Raw genomic sequence first — 16133 nt, 5'->3', positions numbered from 1 at the left:
AATGGACGACCAAATGATAGTCAAAGGAGAATAATTTTATTTTTTAGGAAAAATTTTTAAAAACTTGAAAATAGTCAAGAGGGCAGTTTCCCCTAGATTTAGCTGACTTTCTTCTGACACCGTTCAAGAATCCCTTTAAATAGGAGTATAAAAACTTCGGAAAAACTTTTTTTGGTAGTTCTTGCGTTTTTACAAATAAATATGTATAATACAGTTAGTATCTAAAATATTTCTGTATAAAGAAATAGGATCATTTTATCTGATTCAACGATTTATTCTAAGTTCTGATTTATTTAGAACCACTCAGTACTATTAAATCTACTCCTACTATTTCCAAGAAGATTTTGTACAGTCAATGAACTATTCACACTGCCCCTTCTTTGGAGAGGAGGGCAGGTGTCTAGATGGTTCCTATTTCTCAGATTATTCTAGATACGAAGAGGCTCGGATTTCTCCAAGCCTCTTTTTTATCTTTGTTTCACAATCCACCGCATAACCTTTCCCAAAATGAGCCATAATATAAAGCTACATACGGATACATAAATCCAAGCATTGGGATCCTTTGTCATCGGAAGAGGGATATTCATTCCAAAGAAACCGGTGATAACGGCTAAAACCGCCAACAAGGCTTCAAAGATGGTTAGGGTTGTCAAGTTGTCATTCAAGTTGTTGTTTAGGATATTGTTGTAAGATCCTGACAACTGTTGCAAGACATTGGAAATCAACTCAGTCATCGAAGCCAACTGACGCGCTTCGATCATGGCATCATCAAACTGCTCTTTTTCAACATCATTCATCCTGCGATAAATGGCATGCGCTTTAATATGTTCTAGCAACATCCGATTCTGCTTGGCTGCTGCGACCAGATACACCATACCGGTCTCAAGGTCAGACAGGGCATAAAGATTCTTGGTCGTCGTTGTCTTTCGAAGCAAACGATTGAGTTCATCCTTGTGCTTATCTAAGCGATCAATAATCGGATAATAAGCATTACTGATCATTTCAAGACCTGCAAAAAGCAACTTATAGATCGACAACTCCCCATGGCTTTCCAAATAGCGAACCATTTGTTCAATGATATAGGCATTGTCCTGGTTACTGATGGTCACGAGTCGCGTATCTTGAACGATAAAGGTCATAGGGATGGTTTCGTAGTATTCCTTGTCCTTTTCTAAATCCAATACATTGTAGATAAATGTGATCGTACCGTTTTCTCGATTATAATCCATATGGGCACGTTCGTTCTTATCCATCGCGTACTCAATGGTTTCTTTGTCAATCTCGTATTTTTTATAAAGATATGAGTTTTCAGCAATCATATCCGAGTCGATATTGATCCATTTCCGATCTTGACCCAATTGTTTTTCGATAAACATTCCGTCTCCTTTCTCAACTGTTCTCTATCAAAATGATATTTTTATTTAAAAACTGCACTGGCTAATGCTTGCTGGATTTCAATGACGCTGCTGTCACTCTTGAATTGTAAAACTTCTGAAGGCTCGACTGCAGAAGAGACCCAGATTTTTAATTCGGCATCCAAATCAAAATGACCAGAAGTTTCCACTGAAAAACGAGAGATAGAGCGATAAGGTAAGGACTTATAGGACGTTTTCTTTCCTGTTACTCCTTGCTTATCCACCAAGATCAAACGAAACTCTGTAAAGACGATTAAATCACGAATCAAGCTAAAAGCAAGTGTCACTTGCTCTCCCGGCACCAAGATATCTTCCAGATCTCTTTCTACTTTATCGACATTTTTTTGAGAGGCATTGCCCATCAAACCACTTAATAATCCCATCATTTCTCCTTTAAAAGCGAAAACGGACCTTATCCGTTTTCTTATTCTATTGTTATGGATCGGTTTTGAATCGTTCCTTACCCCATCTTTTCTTCCAGCTCAACGTCTGGATACTTATCTGCAAACCAACGGAGGGCAAAGTCATTTTCAAAGAGGAAGACTGGTTGGTCAAAGCGGTCCTTCGCCAAGATGTTTCGGCTTGAAGACATGCGCTCATCTAAGTCTTCTGGTTTGATCCAGCGAACGGTCTTTTTACCCATTGGGCTCATGACCACTTCGGCATTGTATTCATTTTCCATCCGGTGCTTAAAGACTTCAAACTGAAGTTGACCAACAGCACCTAACATGTATTCACCTGTTTGGTAGTTGGTGTAGAGCTGAATAGCTCCTTCTTGCACCAATTGCTCAATCCCTTTGTGGAAGGATTTTTGCTTCATAACGTTCTTAGCTGACACTTTCATGAAGATTTCAGGCGTAAAGGTTGGCAGTGGTTCAAATTCAAACTTGTTTTTGCCCACTGTCAAAGTATCTCCAACCTGATAAGTACCGGTATCGTAAACCCCAATGATGTCTCCTGCTACAGCATTGCTGACATTTTCACGGCTTTCGGCCATAAATTGAGTCACGTTAGATAACTTAGCGCCCTTACCAGTACGAGGCAGGTTGACGCTCATCCCACGCTCAAATTCGCCAGATACGATCCGCACAAAGGCGATCCGGTCGCGGTGACGAGGATCCATGTTGGCCTGAATCTTAAAGACAAATCCTGAGAAATCCTTATCATAAGGATCGACAAGTTCCCCATCTGTCTTCTTGTGGCCGTGTGGCTCTGGAGCAAACTTGAGGAAGGTTTCCAAGAAAGTCTGCACCCCAAAGTTAGTCAAAGCTGAACCAAAGAAGACAGGAGTTAATTCACCAGCTAAAATCGCTTCTTCTGAAAAGTCATTTCCAGCTTCTTGCAAGAGTTCGATATCATCTTTTACTTGCTCATAGAATGGGTTGTTAGCAAAGAGCTTGTCTCCATCTTCTAGACTCGCAAAGCGTTCATCCCCTTTGTAGAGTTCCAAACGTTGGTTATAAAGATCGTAAAGTCCCTCAAAGGCTTTTCCCATTCCGATCGGCCAGTTCATTGGGTAACTGGCGATTCCCAAGACTTCTTCCAATTCTTGTAAGAGATCCAGTGGCTCACGACCGTCACGGTCCAGCTTGTTCATAAAGGTAAAGACTGGAATGCCACGGTGTTTCACAACCTCAAACAGTTTCTTGGTTTGAGCCTCGATACCCTTGGCAGAGTCTACAACCATAACCGCGGCATCCACCGCCATCAAGGTCCGGTAAGTATCTTCTGAGAAGTCCTCGTGCCCTGGGGTATCTAGGATATTAACGCGCTTGCCATCGTAGTCAAACTGCATGACAGATGAGGTTACCGAAATCCCACGTTGTTTCTCAATGTCCATCCAGTCGGATTTAGCGAAGTTTCCTGTTTTCTTTCCTTTTACGGTACCGGCTTCCCGAATCTCCCCACCAAAGTAGAGCAACTGCTCAGTAATCGTCGTTTTACCAGCATCCGGGTGGGAGATGATGGCAAAAGTACGGCGTTTTTTAATTTCTTCTTGTACGTTCATGTTCCTAATTCTTTCTCTTCTTATTTTTTGATAAATTTACAAATTCATCTCTACATCGGATCTCTCCTCAATTTCTCTATCTGTCCTATTATAGCGAAAATAGGCACTTTTTTCAACGATGATTCTTCTTTGAGAGCAAAAAGAAAGACTAAAATCCGTAGATTCTAGTCTTCTTTTCACGGCTATCAAAAGGCACCAAATCCTCCGCCACCGCCACCATCAGAGAAGCCACCGCCGTCAAAGCCGCCACTGCCATCTGAAGAGTTAATAGAGAAGCTTGAAACACTATAGGAATCATCTGCATAGTTCATCAAGGTAGAGCCGTCTAGGAAGGTATTTGGGGAGGTTGTTAGCCAAAGAACAGTGTCCCAGTCTTCATATGGTAAGGGAATCTGATGATTTTGGAGTACCTGGCTCACTTTTTTTGCTTGGCCATACATGGTTGCATAGACTAAGATGCGATTCCATAGGATGACACTCTCAAGTTCTGCTTGGTTGAAATTTGGAATACTTTCGATCATATTTCGAAAGGCCATCCATTGGAATTGTGAATCCAAGTTCTCTAAGGATTGTAGATGATCTTCACGGATTTTCACAACAATATAAAATGGAATGAATAACAAAACCAAAAGTAAAATAATCCAAAAATAGAATGAAGATAGGTGTGAACCGAATCCAAGAGATAAGAAACACATGCTCACAAATAAGATCAGTAAGAGCCAAAAATGTAAGGCACAGCCTGTTTTAGAAAAAGCTTCTTCTTTCTCAGATAAGTCTCTAAAATAAGAAGGCAATCCTAATTTTGCAATTTCCTTTTCTACCCCTTTTGACAATTGCTGGGCATCCTTTTTTAAAAGCGATTGAACGGCACTTCCGACTTTTCGAATACGGTCTCGTTGTGTGTCTGATTTAGCAGCTCGAAAATCTTTTTTTAAGGCTGCTTTGTCGATTTTATACCTTGAAAATACTTCACTGATATTGATTTCAGATTCTTGATCAAAGATCATTTCAATAAACTTCAATTCAAAATCAGCCAAGCCTTCATAATGGAGACAGGTCAAGGTTTCCCCATTTTCATTCCTAGTCAAACGAAGATTTCCTCGATCAATGAGATCCAATATAGTTGCTTGGATGAGATGATTGAATTTTAATGGTCCTTTCTCTCTAGATATCACCATCCGTTCAAAATCAAGTTGATACAGTGCCTTAGCTAGGACAAGAGGAGGTAAATTCTGTGGTGGTTCGTATAATCGTACTCCTTTTGCAATCCGACGAGTTCTGGTACTGATAAAATACCGGATCCATGGAATGAAAGCGAGGATAAATAAAAGAATCGATACAATTGGTACAACCTTAAGTAGTAGTGTCCGATAGAGGAACGTTTTTTGTTCAATGGATTTCTCTTTTTTGAGAAATTTCTCTTTTCCATTTCCCTTGTTAATCTCATTTGCTTGGTCTCGACGCAGGGCTTCTGTCATTGGCCAATAGGCATGCAGTTCGAGCTTTCCATTTTTTGGAAAATCCTTTGTCCAAATATGATAACCAGTTTCAGTCCGTTCGACTTGGGCTGGTGGATTAAAGTAACCAGTATGGGCATACAGTTTTCCCTGCTTGGCATCCAAGCCATCCACATAAAAATCTAATTTCGCGACTTTCTCATCTCCATCTGAAATAGGAAACCAATTCAGTTCTGCAATATCCTTGTAGAAAGTCAAGAGATGATCAATCTTCCATTTTACTTTGATCTTGACCGTCCCTCCGACGATACGGGCATTGTATATTTTTAATTGCCGACCATCTTCCAGGTCTGTCTCCTCTACACGAATCTCACGTTTTTCCCCATCCACATAGGCTTCCACCTCAGGATGACGATGAATTTTAAACCCTTTTGGAAGAGGATCTGCGCTTCCTAGAGTCACATATTGACCATGATAGCCTGTCTGAAACTGATAGGTAATCTCTTGTGTAAATGTTGCTTGGCTATCTTCCTGCAATTGGAGGTGTCCTACATAGGATTCAATCGAATAGCGAACTTCTTCATCCGCATGTGCTGTCGTTATTGTACAAAACAAACTCCAAACGAGGGAGATCATTAGCAAGAAACGCTTCATATATTCTCCTTTGATATAAAACAGGGTTGAGACAGAGATGCCCAACCTTTATACTGGTTATTTTCTCACTTTCACCCGCTCACTTCTGCGACTGAAGATCTGATTAAAGAGTAATAAAGCAAGGGCTAAAATACTAGATACAACCAAGTAGTTGAGCCACACTTTATCCCCTCTCATAATCGGAGGGCGGGCCATCAAACCATAATTACCTCCCGTCAATTGATTGACTCCAACCAGGAATAAATCTAAAACAAAGGTATAGAGAACAATCTGACTATTTTTTAAGAGGTTTCGATCATACCATCTCAAGAGATAAATCAAGGAATTGATCAGGAGACAGTAATGTCCGAGGAGGAAAGAAAAGCTCGTAATATGAGGGAAAGTGTAGGGGTCAAAGACTGGATAGCCCAAAGCAAAGATGGCTCCACTCACTCCCATCAAGGCAAAGAACTGTTTGCTTTTCCATCTGTCTGGCAAAAACAAGACCGCAAACATGGCCAAGCGGCAATGATAAAATGGTAAACTGTTGGACCAAGGAATGTGGTAGGCAAAATACCAAAGATACAAGCAAATTAACTGGAAGCCTTGTAAGTATTGAAAGCATTTGCGAAATTGCTCATTCTGATAATAGCGAAGTGACATCACGATCGCTGTCACAATTAACAAGACCATCACACTATACCAAAGTGCTGAGATTGCTGGTGGTGTTGTTGATTCTGTAGTGAAAAAATGATGCATAAAGTCTCCTTATTTAAACAGATTCAGGTATTCTTCTTTTCTTACTGTACTGAACGATCGTATTGATGAGGATCAGTGTCCCCGTCATTAGGACTGTCACGATCAAATAGTTGAGCACAAGGCCATGGTCACCTATGACAGGAGGACGACGCATAAAGCCGTAGTTTCCACCTGTTGCGAGATTCGCGAGCTGAATAATGGCATTGACCCCAAACGTCATCTGACAGATCTTCCAAACAGCCCTTTCTTCCACCTGGTAGGATTGAACCAGATAGATTAGGCAGTTGGCCAAGAGGGCCCAGTGACCAAAGACATTGTTGATCGAGGAAACGTGAGGAAAAGGGTAGGGATAAAAAACAGGATGAACCAAGGCCATAATGGAGCCAAAGACTCCCACGAGGGCAAAATATTGCTTGAAGCTTCCCTTGGGGGCCAAAAGGATAATCCACATGGCCATCCGGCTATGATAGAAGGGAAGACTCTCTGAAAAAGGCAAGCGAGCTGCTAAATACCAAGAGTTGATGATGAGCAACTGGATCAACTGTCCCCAATACCAAAAGGTTTGGTAGCTTTTGGAGTGAGCAAATCGAACGGACAGAACTCCCACTACCACCAATGAAGTCGGCAATAAGAAATACCAGGCCCCCAATTGAGGAGGGGTCGTTGGTTGACTGGTAAAAAATAAGTCCCAAAGTGTCATGATTTCTTTCCCTCATCTACTCTTTTTTCTATTCCGAACGCGAAACGACAGTCTCTTCAACCATCTTGTATTTGTAGCGCTGGTTGACCAAGCAAATACCAGCCACCATCACGATGCTGACCAAGAGGTAGTTCAAGAGAGCACCGTGGTCTCCAATGATTGGTGGACGTCGTAAGAAGCCATAATCTCCTCTGGTCAAAAGATTGACCAAAAAGATGACTGCATTCATACCAAAGGTGATCTTAACAATCCGTAAGGTATCCTGTTTTTCCGACTGATAAAAATCCTGTAGGTAAATCAAACTATTGGCAAACAAGGCCCAGTGACTAAAAATCAGGTTGAGTACAGTAATATGGGGGAATGGGAAGGGGTCAAAGGCCGGATAAACCAAAGCCGCAATGGATCCTAGAACACCCAACAAGGCAAAATATTGCTTGATATAGGTCCCTCTAGGAGCAAAGAGGATCGCAAGCATAGCCAAGCGACAATGATAAAAGGGTAAATTATCTGTCAAAGGCATGTGGGCGAGAATATACCAAGCATTGATGGTCAAAACTTGAATCAATTGTGCCCAATACCAAAAGCGTTGGTAGCTTTTAGACTGTGCATATTTGATGGAAAAGTAGCCAACCACCAACAAAGAAGCTGGCAGAATGAAATACCAGAGCCCAAACTCAGGCGGGGCTGATTTTTGGTTCGTAATCAATAAATCCCAAAATGTCATTTTTCTATTCCTTTAGTTTATAGTAGCCTATTTTTGTATAACTTCCTTCACATTTGCTAGGCTTTTTCTAATTCCTCTACCAATTTGGCTAGATTCATGGAATTGCTTCCCTTGATAAGGATTTGGTCTTGCTCTTTCAAGTTTTCCTTGACTTGTTTGACCATGTCCTCAAACTGGTCTTCCTCAGCTGTTTTCTTGAAATAATAGACATGTCCGAGTGGGAACATCTGACTCGCTAACTGAGCCAATCCCGCAATGTCTTGGCCATAGAAAATAACCGTATCCAAAACATCCGGCGAGAGGCTAAGAATCATTTTGTTGTGCAGATCAATAGATTGCTCCCCTAGTTCTTTCATATCTGCAAGGACGGCTAATTTTCGACCATTTGGATTGGCAGGAATAGTTGAGAAGGTTTCTAAAATTAGGCGCATGGCCGTTGGATTGGCATTGTAGACATCGGATAGGATATCCGCTCCGTTACTGGCCTTCTTCCATTCTGTCCGGTTGCGCGTCAATTGCAGGGTTTCAAAACTATCACGAATCGCAGCTTCACTCACTCCTTCTTGCAGGGCAACATAAGCTGCAATCATGGCATTGGTCGCATTGTATTTTCCTGTTACTGGAAGATCGATCGCTTTTTCTAAGAAATTAGCTCGGAAGGTTAAGCTATCCTTTCGCTCGATTAACTCGGTAATAAAAATCTCCTCGTCTGGACCAAAGCGGACGACTGTTTGCTTTTCAGGAAGGTAGGCATCGACGATCGGATCAGCTGGAACCACCAGAAGGCCACCTTCTGGCATGCCATCCGCAATCTGGAGTTTTCCTTTTGCGATCTCACTTCGATCTTTAAAGAATTCCAAATGGGCTTCTCCAATCAAGGTGACAATAGCAGCTTTTGGATGCGCCAGTTCTGACAAGAGATGGATATCTCCTAGATGGTCTTGCCCCATTTCAAGGACGAGTTTGTCCGTCCCTTCTGGCATATGCAAAACCGTATAAGGAAGACCAATTTCGTTATTATAGTTTCCTTGTGTTTTATAGGTCAGGTAGGTGGTGGACAATAGCTGTGCCAACATATCTTTTGTGGTGGTTTTACCATTTGACCCCGTTACTGCAAAAACATCTACTTTTGTCTTTTGAAGATAGGCTGCAGCTAGTGTTTGAAAAGCGCTCAGCACATCTTCCACCAAAATATAAGGGTGCCCTTCGATCACTTTCTCTGAAAAAGTGGCTACGGCTCCATTTTCAAAAGCAGTCTCAATAAAGTCATGACCATCACGCGCTCCCTTTAAAGGAACAAACAGGTCTCCAGGCCCAATCAAACGACTGTCAAATTCCGGCTTGACGAGGGCCACATCTTCAAATTGGCTGATATCATTTTTTGCACGTACTAGATGAGCAACTTCATGTAATGTGAGATTCATATCCGACTCCTCAGTTCTCCGTAACGTCCTCAAAGATTTGGACGCTCCTATCAAATTCTTCTCATTATACCATATTCTAGACCACAAAAAAAGTGGCTGGGACAGAAGTCCTAGCCTCTCAATTATTTTTGGATTGTCGAGCAAGACGCAGTGGTTGAGTGGGCTCTACTACGCTGATTTCATCAGCTTTTACAGGCCTACTCAACTGTGCGGAGGTGGGACCACGAAATCGAATTCTAACGAATTACCGATTTCTGTCCCACTCTCTCTTTTCTTACAACAAATGCGCTTCGTGTTTTTGGAAGACTTCTTTTCCAAGCTCTACTAACTTGGTGATCAAATCTGTATAGTTGAGTCCCATATTGTCCCAAAGCAAAGGATACATAGACCATTGGGTAAATCCAGGCATGGTATTGAGTTCGTTTAAGAAGATCTCTCCTTTATCAGTATAGAAGAAATCACAACGCGCCAAGCCCAGACCGCCGACCGCACGAAAGGCTTTTTCTGCGTTGGTCCGCATGGTTTTCACAACCTCAGGGTCCAATTGAGCTGGAATCGCCATGGTAATTTTGTTGTCGATGTATTTGGCATCATAATCATAGAAGGCCACATCTTTCACAACTTCACCTGGCAAGGTGCTCTTCACATCATAGTTTCCAAGTAGTCCAACTTCGATCTCACGCGCATTGACTCCTTGTTCTACCAAGACACGGCTATCGTATTTGAAGGCCAATTCGAGAGCAGCCCGAAGCTCTGTTTGGTTTTCAGATTTTGAAATCCCTACACTAGAGCCCATATTGGATGGTTTGGTAAAGACAGGATAAGGGAGATTAGCTTCAATTGTAGCAATTTTCTCTTCCAAGTCATCGCCTTCCACTACAGCTACATATGGAACTTGTGGAATCCCTGCAGATTCCAAAACCCGCTTGGTGGTGATCTTGTCCATTGCGACACTAGAAGCCAGGATGCCACAGCCGACATAAGGCATTTTCAAGACTTCTAAGAAGCCTTGAATAGAACCATCTTCACCCATTGGTCCATGAAGCACTGGAAAGACCACTGCTCCTTCCTTGTAAATCGCTGATGGTGCGACTTTTTTAGACCAGTCCACTGTCTCATTGGTCATCAATTTCTCATCATCCGCTGGTTTCTCTTCAAAAGCTTGCGTCTGGATGAAGTCTCCTGACTGCGTAATAAAATAGGTCTGAACCGAAAATGCTTGGTAATCAATCGCGCGCATCACGCTTTCTGCTGAAAGAACAGATACTTCACGTTCTGCACTACGTCCACCATATAACAGGATTAAGTCTTGTTTACTCATAGTTTCTCCCTAATTGTTCCCTTGATTTCTTACTTGATAGTATACCACAATGATAGCCCTTTCGAAAGAACTTCTCTTATAATTCTGTCCGATTTTCAATCGCGCGAAGCAAGGTCACTTCGTCCGCATACTCGATATCGGCTCCAACTGCCAGTCCTCGTGCCAAACGGGTCACTTTGATCCCTGCTGGTTTGAGCACGCGCGAGATATACATAGATGTCGCTTCTCCGTCTGCCGTCGCATTGGTCGCAACAATGACCTCTGTGACTGTTCCATCCATCAAGCGACTAATCAAAGTTTTGAGATTGATGTCATCGGGTCCTACGCCATTCATGGGCGAGATCAAGCCATGCAAGACATGGTAGCGGCCGTGGTATTCCTGGATATTTTCCATAGCAGAGACATCCCGGCTATCTTCTACAACAAGAATGAGGGAAGGATCCCGCGTTTCATCTCGACAAATCTCGCAGGTTTCTTCATCGGTTAAATTGCCACAAATACTGCAATACCCTAGCTCACGCTTGGCATTTAGTAAGTTCTTGGCAAATTCATTAACATCATCATCTGACATGCCAATGGTGTAAAAAGCCAGACGAGTCGCTGTTTTGATCCCAATTCCTGGCAACTTCGAATAGCTGTCAATTAATTTTGCAATAGGTGCTGGATAAAGCATAGTTTCCTTTCTAATTCATGGGGTGTTTCTGATTGTATAAGTTAATAATGTCACGCGTAATGGAATGACTGACCGTCGCTTGTAGATTGGTATTATGTGGAAAAACCACTGCTACCGCAATCTTTGGATTGTTTGACGGTGCATAAGCCACCACATTGGTATTAATGGCTTGTTTGCCTCCATCGACTGTGGTTTCAGCTGTACCGGTCTTGGCACTAATGGAGACACTAGCACCTTGACCGACAGTTTTCCCTGTCGTCAAACCACTCGTACCATTCGCAACCTGATAGAACCCTTGCTTGATCAAAGCCATGTCCTCCGCTGAGATATGGACCTGATTGAGCTCCTTGGTTTCGATCGCTTTTTTCAACTGACCAAGGCCCCCTTGATCATTATTGTCATAGATGCCTTCGACGACATGAGGACTCACCCGCTTCCCATCATTCGCTACGGTTGCCGCATACTGAGCCAATTGCATAGGCGTATAGTTGTCAAACTGACCAAAGGCATTGGTCAAATAATTACCGACTGTGTAGTCTTTTGGAATAAAACCGGTCGATTCATTGGGAAGGTCAATCCCCGTTGATGTCCCAAGACCATACTCTGCAAAAGTAGAGCGCAGTTTTTTCATAGCCGGTTCAACCTGATCCACTTGTAAGGTCATATTTGGAGTGTAAGGTTGCCCCATCATCTTAAGGGCAATTTGGACCATATAGGTATTGGAAGAGTATTCCAATGCTTCCACCGCATTGATGGAACGACTACCGTATTGGGTAAACCAAGAATTGATAGGAGCGGATCCTGCAAAAACAATCGGCTGATCGGTCAGAACCTGGTTCCCTGAAATGGCTCCATTTTCCCATCCAGAAGTCAAGGTCGCTCCTTTGACCACGGATCCTGGGACGAAAACATTGGTGACTGTTCCCAAAGCATCGGTTGATAAATCTTGACTACCAGCCTGGTGTTTGATCCCTGCCATGGCAAGGACTTTCCCTGTATCAGGCTCAAGGGCTACAGCATAGACACCTTCGGAGTAGGTCGCATTTCCAGCTTGCAACTCTGCGCTAAAGGCAGAGCGGAGAATATCTTCCACCCCTTTTTGGAAATCCAAGTCAATCGAGAGCTTGAGGTTTTCTCCTTTGGCCCCTTTTGAAACGTCGACCACTTTCTCCATGTTGCCATTTTTATCTAGGAGAATTTCTTTTTCACTGCGTTTGCCTTGAAGGACGTTTTCGTATTCCTTTTCGAGATAAGACGTTCCAACCCGGTCATTGAGAGCATAGCCTTTTTTGACATAATCCTCAACCTCTTCTGCTGGAAGTCCCGTCTGCTCGGTCGATACATTTCCAATAATAGAGGCTAGAGGAGTATCCAAAACCTTGCGGTCCCAGCTAGTCGTGATGGCAATTCCCGGAAGGTCCTGACTATCCGCTGCGATGGTCGCAATCTGCTCAGCTCCTAGTGCCTGCGTCGTAATGATCCCTGTCGCAAAATTCTCCACCGCATTCATCTGGCTATAGAGATAAATAATCTTTTTCTCATCATCTGTATAGCCGAGTTTTGAAGGGTCGATACTATCCACTGCCGCTTGATAAATCTTGGCTTCCGGCAGGCGGTTGCCATCGGTATCAAATTTCTTTTTCTCAGGCAGGTGTTCCACGACCTCTTGGTAGACCTTGGTATTGGCTAGATAGTAATCCACTTCTTGCCGTTCGGTTACTTGAGGATTTTCTACATCGACATACTGTAAGAGTTTCCCAGCTGTCTCTCGCATTTCTTGGGCCGTCATTTTACGATCCCGCGTAAAAGTCAGGACCTGTTTGCCCACATTTTCCACCAAGGGTTTACCAGAAGCATCATAGATTTGCCCTCGCACACTCCCTTGTTTGACCGTCTTTTTGGTAGCTTTTGCCAATTTATCCGTATAGTAGGCTTGGTGAGTGATCTGCATATAGCCAAGTCGGGCAATCAGCACCAAAAAAAGAAGGCAAATCAAACTAAACAGCAGGTAGAGTCTGCGTGTAATCGAATGATTCTCAAACTTCCGTATTTTCTTCTTCATGAAATGTTCTGTCCTTCTTTTCTAATCAACACTTACCTTCCATTTTACTATTTTTCCAAGAGTATCTCAAGAAAAGGAAGGGACCTTTCCTGGAATTTTATGAAGAAAAAAGATTGGACCTGCTCGCCCAATCTTGAAATTAACACAAACTTTTTTACATGTACAACCTTATGTGAGGTGGTTGAAAAAATATTGATTTTTAATTTTTAAGCTTATTCAAGCATATGTCGAAACTTTCCGCCGTGAGAAAAGTTCCTGAAACACAATTGTTTCAGGAACTCGGGAGTTTTGAAACTTTAGGTTCAAAACTAAGTCATGGAACTTCGTAGAAGTTCGCTGACGTCCGTACTCACCTAAGGAAAGTTTTTAAGACTATTTTGTCTTCAATTTGAGATTGGACATGGTCGCCCAATCTCTTCTTTTAGTAGGTCACAACATTGATTTTTCCTTTGTCATACTCAGCAATGAAAATATCCAAAACGTTGTCATAGCCTTCTTTTTCCAATTCAGCTAGCAACCACTCTTCACTTTTCCCAATTGTTTCCAAAATTTCAAGCTGAACCACACCATCCGTAATGATTGGGTATTTAGGATTTTCATCCCCCGCACGGACAACGATAATTTGACCGTTTTGTTCAATGACAGCTCGTTTCACTCCCTTTAATTGGAAAATTCCTTGTGAACGCAATTTCAAGGCAACGTCTGAAGCAGAAAGTCCCTTGGATCGACAAGCTTCCGGATCAAGCTTCCCATTTTTGATAATGACAGTTGGTTTGCCATCGATCAAGTGCTTCATAAAACGGACATTGGTATTGAGCCATTTTAAGAGCAAGATCAAAATAGTCCACATCAAGAGAATCACTATGTATTGAAGAATGGTAATGGAGCTATTGTAAATCACCCCACCAATAATTCCCCCCAGAACATAGTTCTGTATCTGGTCTACTGCAGAACTTGGTGCTAAGTTTCCTTTCCCGGTCACATTGATCACAAATACCAAGGAAATCAAGCCAAGAGCTAATTTAATCAAAATGGTTATAAAATTTACTGTCATTTGTTCACCTCCACAAGTTCTACGTCTGTTTTATATAGATCCATCTTTTCTAATAGATAGCGATCCGGGTCAGAGCCTGCGATAGCTCGGTAATAAACCTCTCCAACCTTCAGGATCGCCCCATTTGTGGCTGCTGAAGTATTGACATAGACATCTTCTTTTTTGACATCCAACTCCTTTGAGATGACCTCAATAAAATGGAGTGAGCGTTGGAACTGGTCATTATTACTTTGGCTATATTGAAAATTGCTGATACTGATCAAGACCACTACCACCAGAGTTAAAATGGAGATAATAGACAATTCGCGGAATTTGCTATCGTGCTTATTCCGATAGGCTTTCGCCACAAAAAAACCAGTCAGAAGAATGAGCAAGCCAGATATCCCAATGGTCACCCAGTTTTGCTGGCTGATCTGACTCAATACATAGTCATAAGAGTAAAATTTCATAAACAACTCCCTTTCTCCAAATGAATTCAAGCTATTATAACGGATTTTATAAGAATTTTCAAGGCATTGTGATCAGGAAATCATTAAAATTTTGTTATAATAAAACTATCAATTATGTCAAGAAAAGGAAACACAATGAAACTCATTTCATGGAATATCGACTCGCTAAACGCTGCATTGACTAGCGACTCAGCACGCGCCAAACTCTCTCAAGAAGTCCTTCAAACCTTGGTTGCTGAGGATGCGGATATCATTGCCATTCAAGAAACCAAGTTATCCGCCAAAGGTCCTACTAAAAAACACCTCGAAATCCTTGAGGAGCTCTTCCCTGGCTACGAAAACACCTGGCGCTCTTCTCAAGAACCGGCTCGTAAAGGCTACGCTGGAACCATGTTCCTCTATAAAAAAGAGCTCACACCAGTTGTGACTTTCCCAGAAATCGGAGCTCCTTCGACCATGGACTTGGAAGGTCGGATCATTACTTTGGAATTTGATGAATTTTTCGTGACTCAGGTCTACACACCTAACGCTGGTGATGGACTCAAACGTTTGGAAGAACGTCAAATTTGGGACGTTAAGTATGCTGAATATTTGGCTGAATTAGACAAAGAAAAAACCGTCCTTGCAACTGGGGACTACAACGTTGCCCACAAGGAAATTGACCTTGCCAACCCAGCCAGCAACCGCCGTTCACCAGGATTCACAGACGAAGAACGTGAAGGATTTACAAATCTTTTGGCCAAAGGATTTACAGATACCTTTCGTCACCTACATGGTGATGTTCCTGAGCGCTATACTTGGTGGGCACAACGAAGTAAAACCTCAAAAATCAACAATACGGGCTGGAGAATCGACTATTGGTTAACCTCAAACCGCATTGCTGACAAGGTCACTAAATCAGATATGATTGACTCAGGCGCTCGTCAAGATCATACACCAATTGTATTAGAAATTGATTTGTAAGGATGGTCTTTATGAATTTCAATGCAGTGATTCCTGAGTTTATTGTATCGAATTTAGAGCAGTCCCGTTCCTTCTACTGTGATTTACTGGGTTTTACCATCGAATACGGGCGACCAGAAGAGAACTTCCTCTTTCTTTCTCTTGAAGAGTGCCAGCTAATGATAGAGGAGGGGAGTAAGGAGGAACTAGCTGAACTGACCTACCCCTTTGGTCGTGGAGTTAATATCTTCTTCGGCATAAAAGATGTCCCTAGACTCTATCAAAAAGTAATCGAGTCTAACTATCCTATTCATCGTCCTTTGACCAAAAGAAAATTTCGTGTTGGTGAACAATATATCTATCCCCATGAATTTGCAGTTCTAGATCCAGATGGCTATTTTTTAAGATTTAGTGAATAAGAAAATAGATCACTAGAGTAGAAAAATAAACAAAAAAAGAAAGAGGCTGGGACAAAAGTCCTAGCCTCTCAATTATTTTTGGATTGTCGAGCA

At 42.2% G+C, this 16133-nt stretch carries 15 protein-coding genes; 2 read left to right on the top strand and 13 right to left on the bottom strand.

Annotated elements, in window-relative coordinates; genetic code table 11:
* Positions 1–467: 467 nt before the first annotated feature.
* The 13 genes from LIZ08_RS08665 to LIZ08_RS08605 form a co-directional block, all read right to left on the bottom strand.
* On the bottom strand, positions 468–1376 hold the full coding sequence (locus LIZ08_RS08665) for a magnesium transporter CorA family protein (RefSeq protein ID WP_003006305.1): 909 nt from the start codon (positions 1374–1376) through the stop codon (positions 468–470).
* Between the two features lie 41 nt (positions 1377–1417).
* Complete coding sequence (locus LIZ08_RS08660) at positions 1418–1798, bottom strand: PH domain-containing protein (RefSeq protein ID WP_004219989.1); 381 nt, start codon at positions 1796–1798, stop codon at positions 1418–1420.
* A 77-nt stretch (positions 1799–1875) separates the two neighbouring features.
* Positions 1876–3423 carry a peptide chain release factor 3 gene (locus LIZ08_RS08655; protein ID WP_070450462.1) on the bottom strand — a complete coding sequence of 516 codons (1548 nt, stop codon included), beginning with the start codon at positions 3421–3423 and terminating at the stop codon, positions 1876–1878.
* A gap of 185 nt (positions 3424–3608) precedes the next feature.
* Entirely contained in the window at positions 3609–5534 is a 1926-nt protein-coding gene (locus LIZ08_RS08650; protein ID WP_227038681.1) for a DUF2207 domain-containing protein, read from the bottom strand.
* 57 nt (positions 5535–5591) lie between these two features.
* Positions 5592–6272 carry a TIGR02206 family membrane protein gene (locus LIZ08_RS08645; protein ID WP_049483660.1) on the bottom strand — a complete coding sequence of 227 codons (681 nt, stop codon included), beginning with the start codon at positions 6270–6272 and terminating at the stop codon, positions 5592–5594.
* A 13-nt stretch (positions 6273–6285) separates the two neighbouring features.
* Entirely contained in the window at positions 6286–6972 is a 687-nt protein-coding gene (locus LIZ08_RS08640) for a TIGR02206 family membrane protein (protein ID WP_125826224.1), read from the bottom strand.
* Positions 6973–7000: 28 nt separating this feature from the next.
* Positions 7001–7696, bottom strand: coding sequence for a TIGR02206 family membrane protein (locus tag LIZ08_RS08635; RefSeq protein WP_021152856.1), 696 nt, complete (start codon positions 7694–7696; stop codon positions 7001–7003).
* Between the two features lie 56 nt (positions 7697–7752).
* Complete coding sequence (locus LIZ08_RS08630; RefSeq protein WP_227038680.1) at positions 7753–9120, bottom strand: UDP-N-acetylmuramoyl-tripeptide--D-alanyl-D-alanine ligase; 1368 nt, start codon at positions 9118–9120, stop codon at positions 7753–7755.
* Between the two features lie 274 nt (positions 9121–9394).
* Positions 9395–10441, bottom strand: a complete 1047-nt coding sequence (locus tag LIZ08_RS08625) for a D-alanine--D-alanine ligase (protein ID WP_227038679.1) — start codon at positions 10439–10441, stop codon at positions 9395–9397.
* A 76-nt stretch (positions 10442–10517) separates the two neighbouring features.
* Complete coding sequence (recR, locus tag LIZ08_RS08620; protein ID WP_003006276.1) at positions 10518–11114, bottom strand: recombination mediator RecR; 597 nt, start codon at positions 11112–11114, stop codon at positions 10518–10520.
* Between the two features lie 10 nt (positions 11115–11124).
* On the bottom strand, positions 11125–13176 hold the full coding sequence (gene pbp2b, locus LIZ08_RS08615; protein ID WP_227038678.1) for a penicillin-binding protein PBP2B: 2052 nt from the start codon (positions 13174–13176) through the stop codon (positions 11125–11127).
* Positions 13177–13597: 421 nt separating this feature from the next.
* On the bottom strand, positions 13598–14230 hold the full coding sequence (locus tag LIZ08_RS08610) for a DUF421 domain-containing protein (RefSeq protein WP_195189683.1): 633 nt from the start codon (positions 14228–14230) through the stop codon (positions 13598–13600).
* Positions 14227–14679, bottom strand: coding sequence for a DUF3290 family protein (locus tag LIZ08_RS08605; RefSeq protein WP_227038677.1), 453 nt, complete (start codon positions 14677–14679; stop codon positions 14227–14229). Before LIZ08_RS08605 ends, LIZ08_RS08610 begins: the two co-directional genes overlap by 4 nt.
* Before the next feature lie 135 nt (positions 14680–14814).
* Between LIZ08_RS08605 and LIZ08_RS08600 the strand changes: the two genes are divergently transcribed.
* Complete coding sequence (locus LIZ08_RS08600; protein WP_227038676.1) at positions 14815–15642, top strand: exodeoxyribonuclease III; 828 nt, start codon at positions 14815–14817, stop codon at positions 15640–15642.
* An 11-nt stretch (positions 15643–15653) separates the two neighbouring features.
* Complete coding sequence (locus LIZ08_RS08595) at positions 15654–16040, top strand: bleomycin resistance protein (protein WP_227038675.1); 387 nt, start codon at positions 15654–15656, stop codon at positions 16038–16040.
* Positions 16041–16133: the final 93 nt, after the last annotated feature.

Origin of the sequence: Streptococcus sp. 210928-DFI.4.42 (assembly GCF_020554365.1) — a bacterium.
Taxonomy (GTDB): domain Bacteria; phylum Bacillota; class Bacilli; order Lactobacillales; family Streptococcaceae; genus Streptococcus; species Streptococcus parasanguinis_S.
The sequence above is the reverse complement of the archived record's forward strand: the minus strand, read 5'-3'. Positions and strand labels throughout refer to the sequence as shown.

Coding starts and splice junctions, on each gene's coding strand:
- LIZ08_RS08665 (WP_003006305.1), bottom strand. CDS start 1,376: ATGTTTATCGAAAAACAATTGGGTCAAGATCGGAAATGGATCAATATC.
- LIZ08_RS08660 (WP_004219989.1), bottom strand. CDS start 1,798: ATGGGATTATTAAGTGGTTTGATGGGCAATGCCTCTCAAAAAAATGTC.
- LIZ08_RS08655 (WP_070450462.1), bottom strand. CDS start 3,423: ATGAACGTACAAGAAGAAATTAAAAAACGCCGTACTTTTGCCATCATC.
- LIZ08_RS08650 (WP_227038681.1), bottom strand. CDS start 5,534: ATGAAGCGTTTCTTGCTAATGATCTCCCTCGTTTGGAGTTTGTTTTGT.
- LIZ08_RS08645 (WP_049483660.1), bottom strand. CDS start 6,272: ATGCATCATTTTTTCACTACAGAATCAACAACACCACCAGCAATCTCA.
- LIZ08_RS08640 (WP_125826224.1), bottom strand. CDS start 6,972: ATGACACTTTGGGACTTATTTTTTACCAGTCAACCAACGACCCCTCCT.
- LIZ08_RS08635 (WP_021152856.1), bottom strand. CDS start 7,696: ATGACATTTTGGGATTTATTGATTACGAACCAAAAATCAGCCCCGCCT.
- LIZ08_RS08630 (WP_227038680.1), bottom strand. CDS start 9,120: ATGAATCTCACATTACATGAAGTTGCTCATCTAGTACGTGCAAAAAAT.
- LIZ08_RS08625 (WP_227038679.1), bottom strand. CDS start 10,441: ATGAGTAAACAAGACTTAATCCTGTTATATGGTGGACGTAGTGCAGAA.
- recR (WP_003006276.1), bottom strand. CDS start 11,114: ATGCTTTATCCAGCACCTATTGCAAAATTAATTGACAGCTATTCGAAG.
- pbp2b (WP_227038678.1), bottom strand. CDS start 13,176: ATGAAGAAGAAAATACGGAAGTTTGAGAATCATTCGATTACACGCAGA.
- LIZ08_RS08610 (WP_195189683.1), bottom strand. CDS start 14,230: ATGACAGTAAATTTTATAACCATTTTGATTAAATTAGCTCTTGGCTTG.
- LIZ08_RS08605 (WP_227038677.1), bottom strand. CDS start 14,679: ATGAAATTTTACTCTTATGACTATGTATTGAGTCAGATCAGCCAGCAA.
- LIZ08_RS08600 (WP_227038676.1), top strand. CDS start 14,815: ATGAAACTCATTTCATGGAATATCGACTCGCTAAACGCTGCATTGACT.
- LIZ08_RS08595 (WP_227038675.1), top strand. CDS start 15,654: ATGAATTTCAATGCAGTGATTCCTGAGTTTATTGTATCGAATTTAGAG.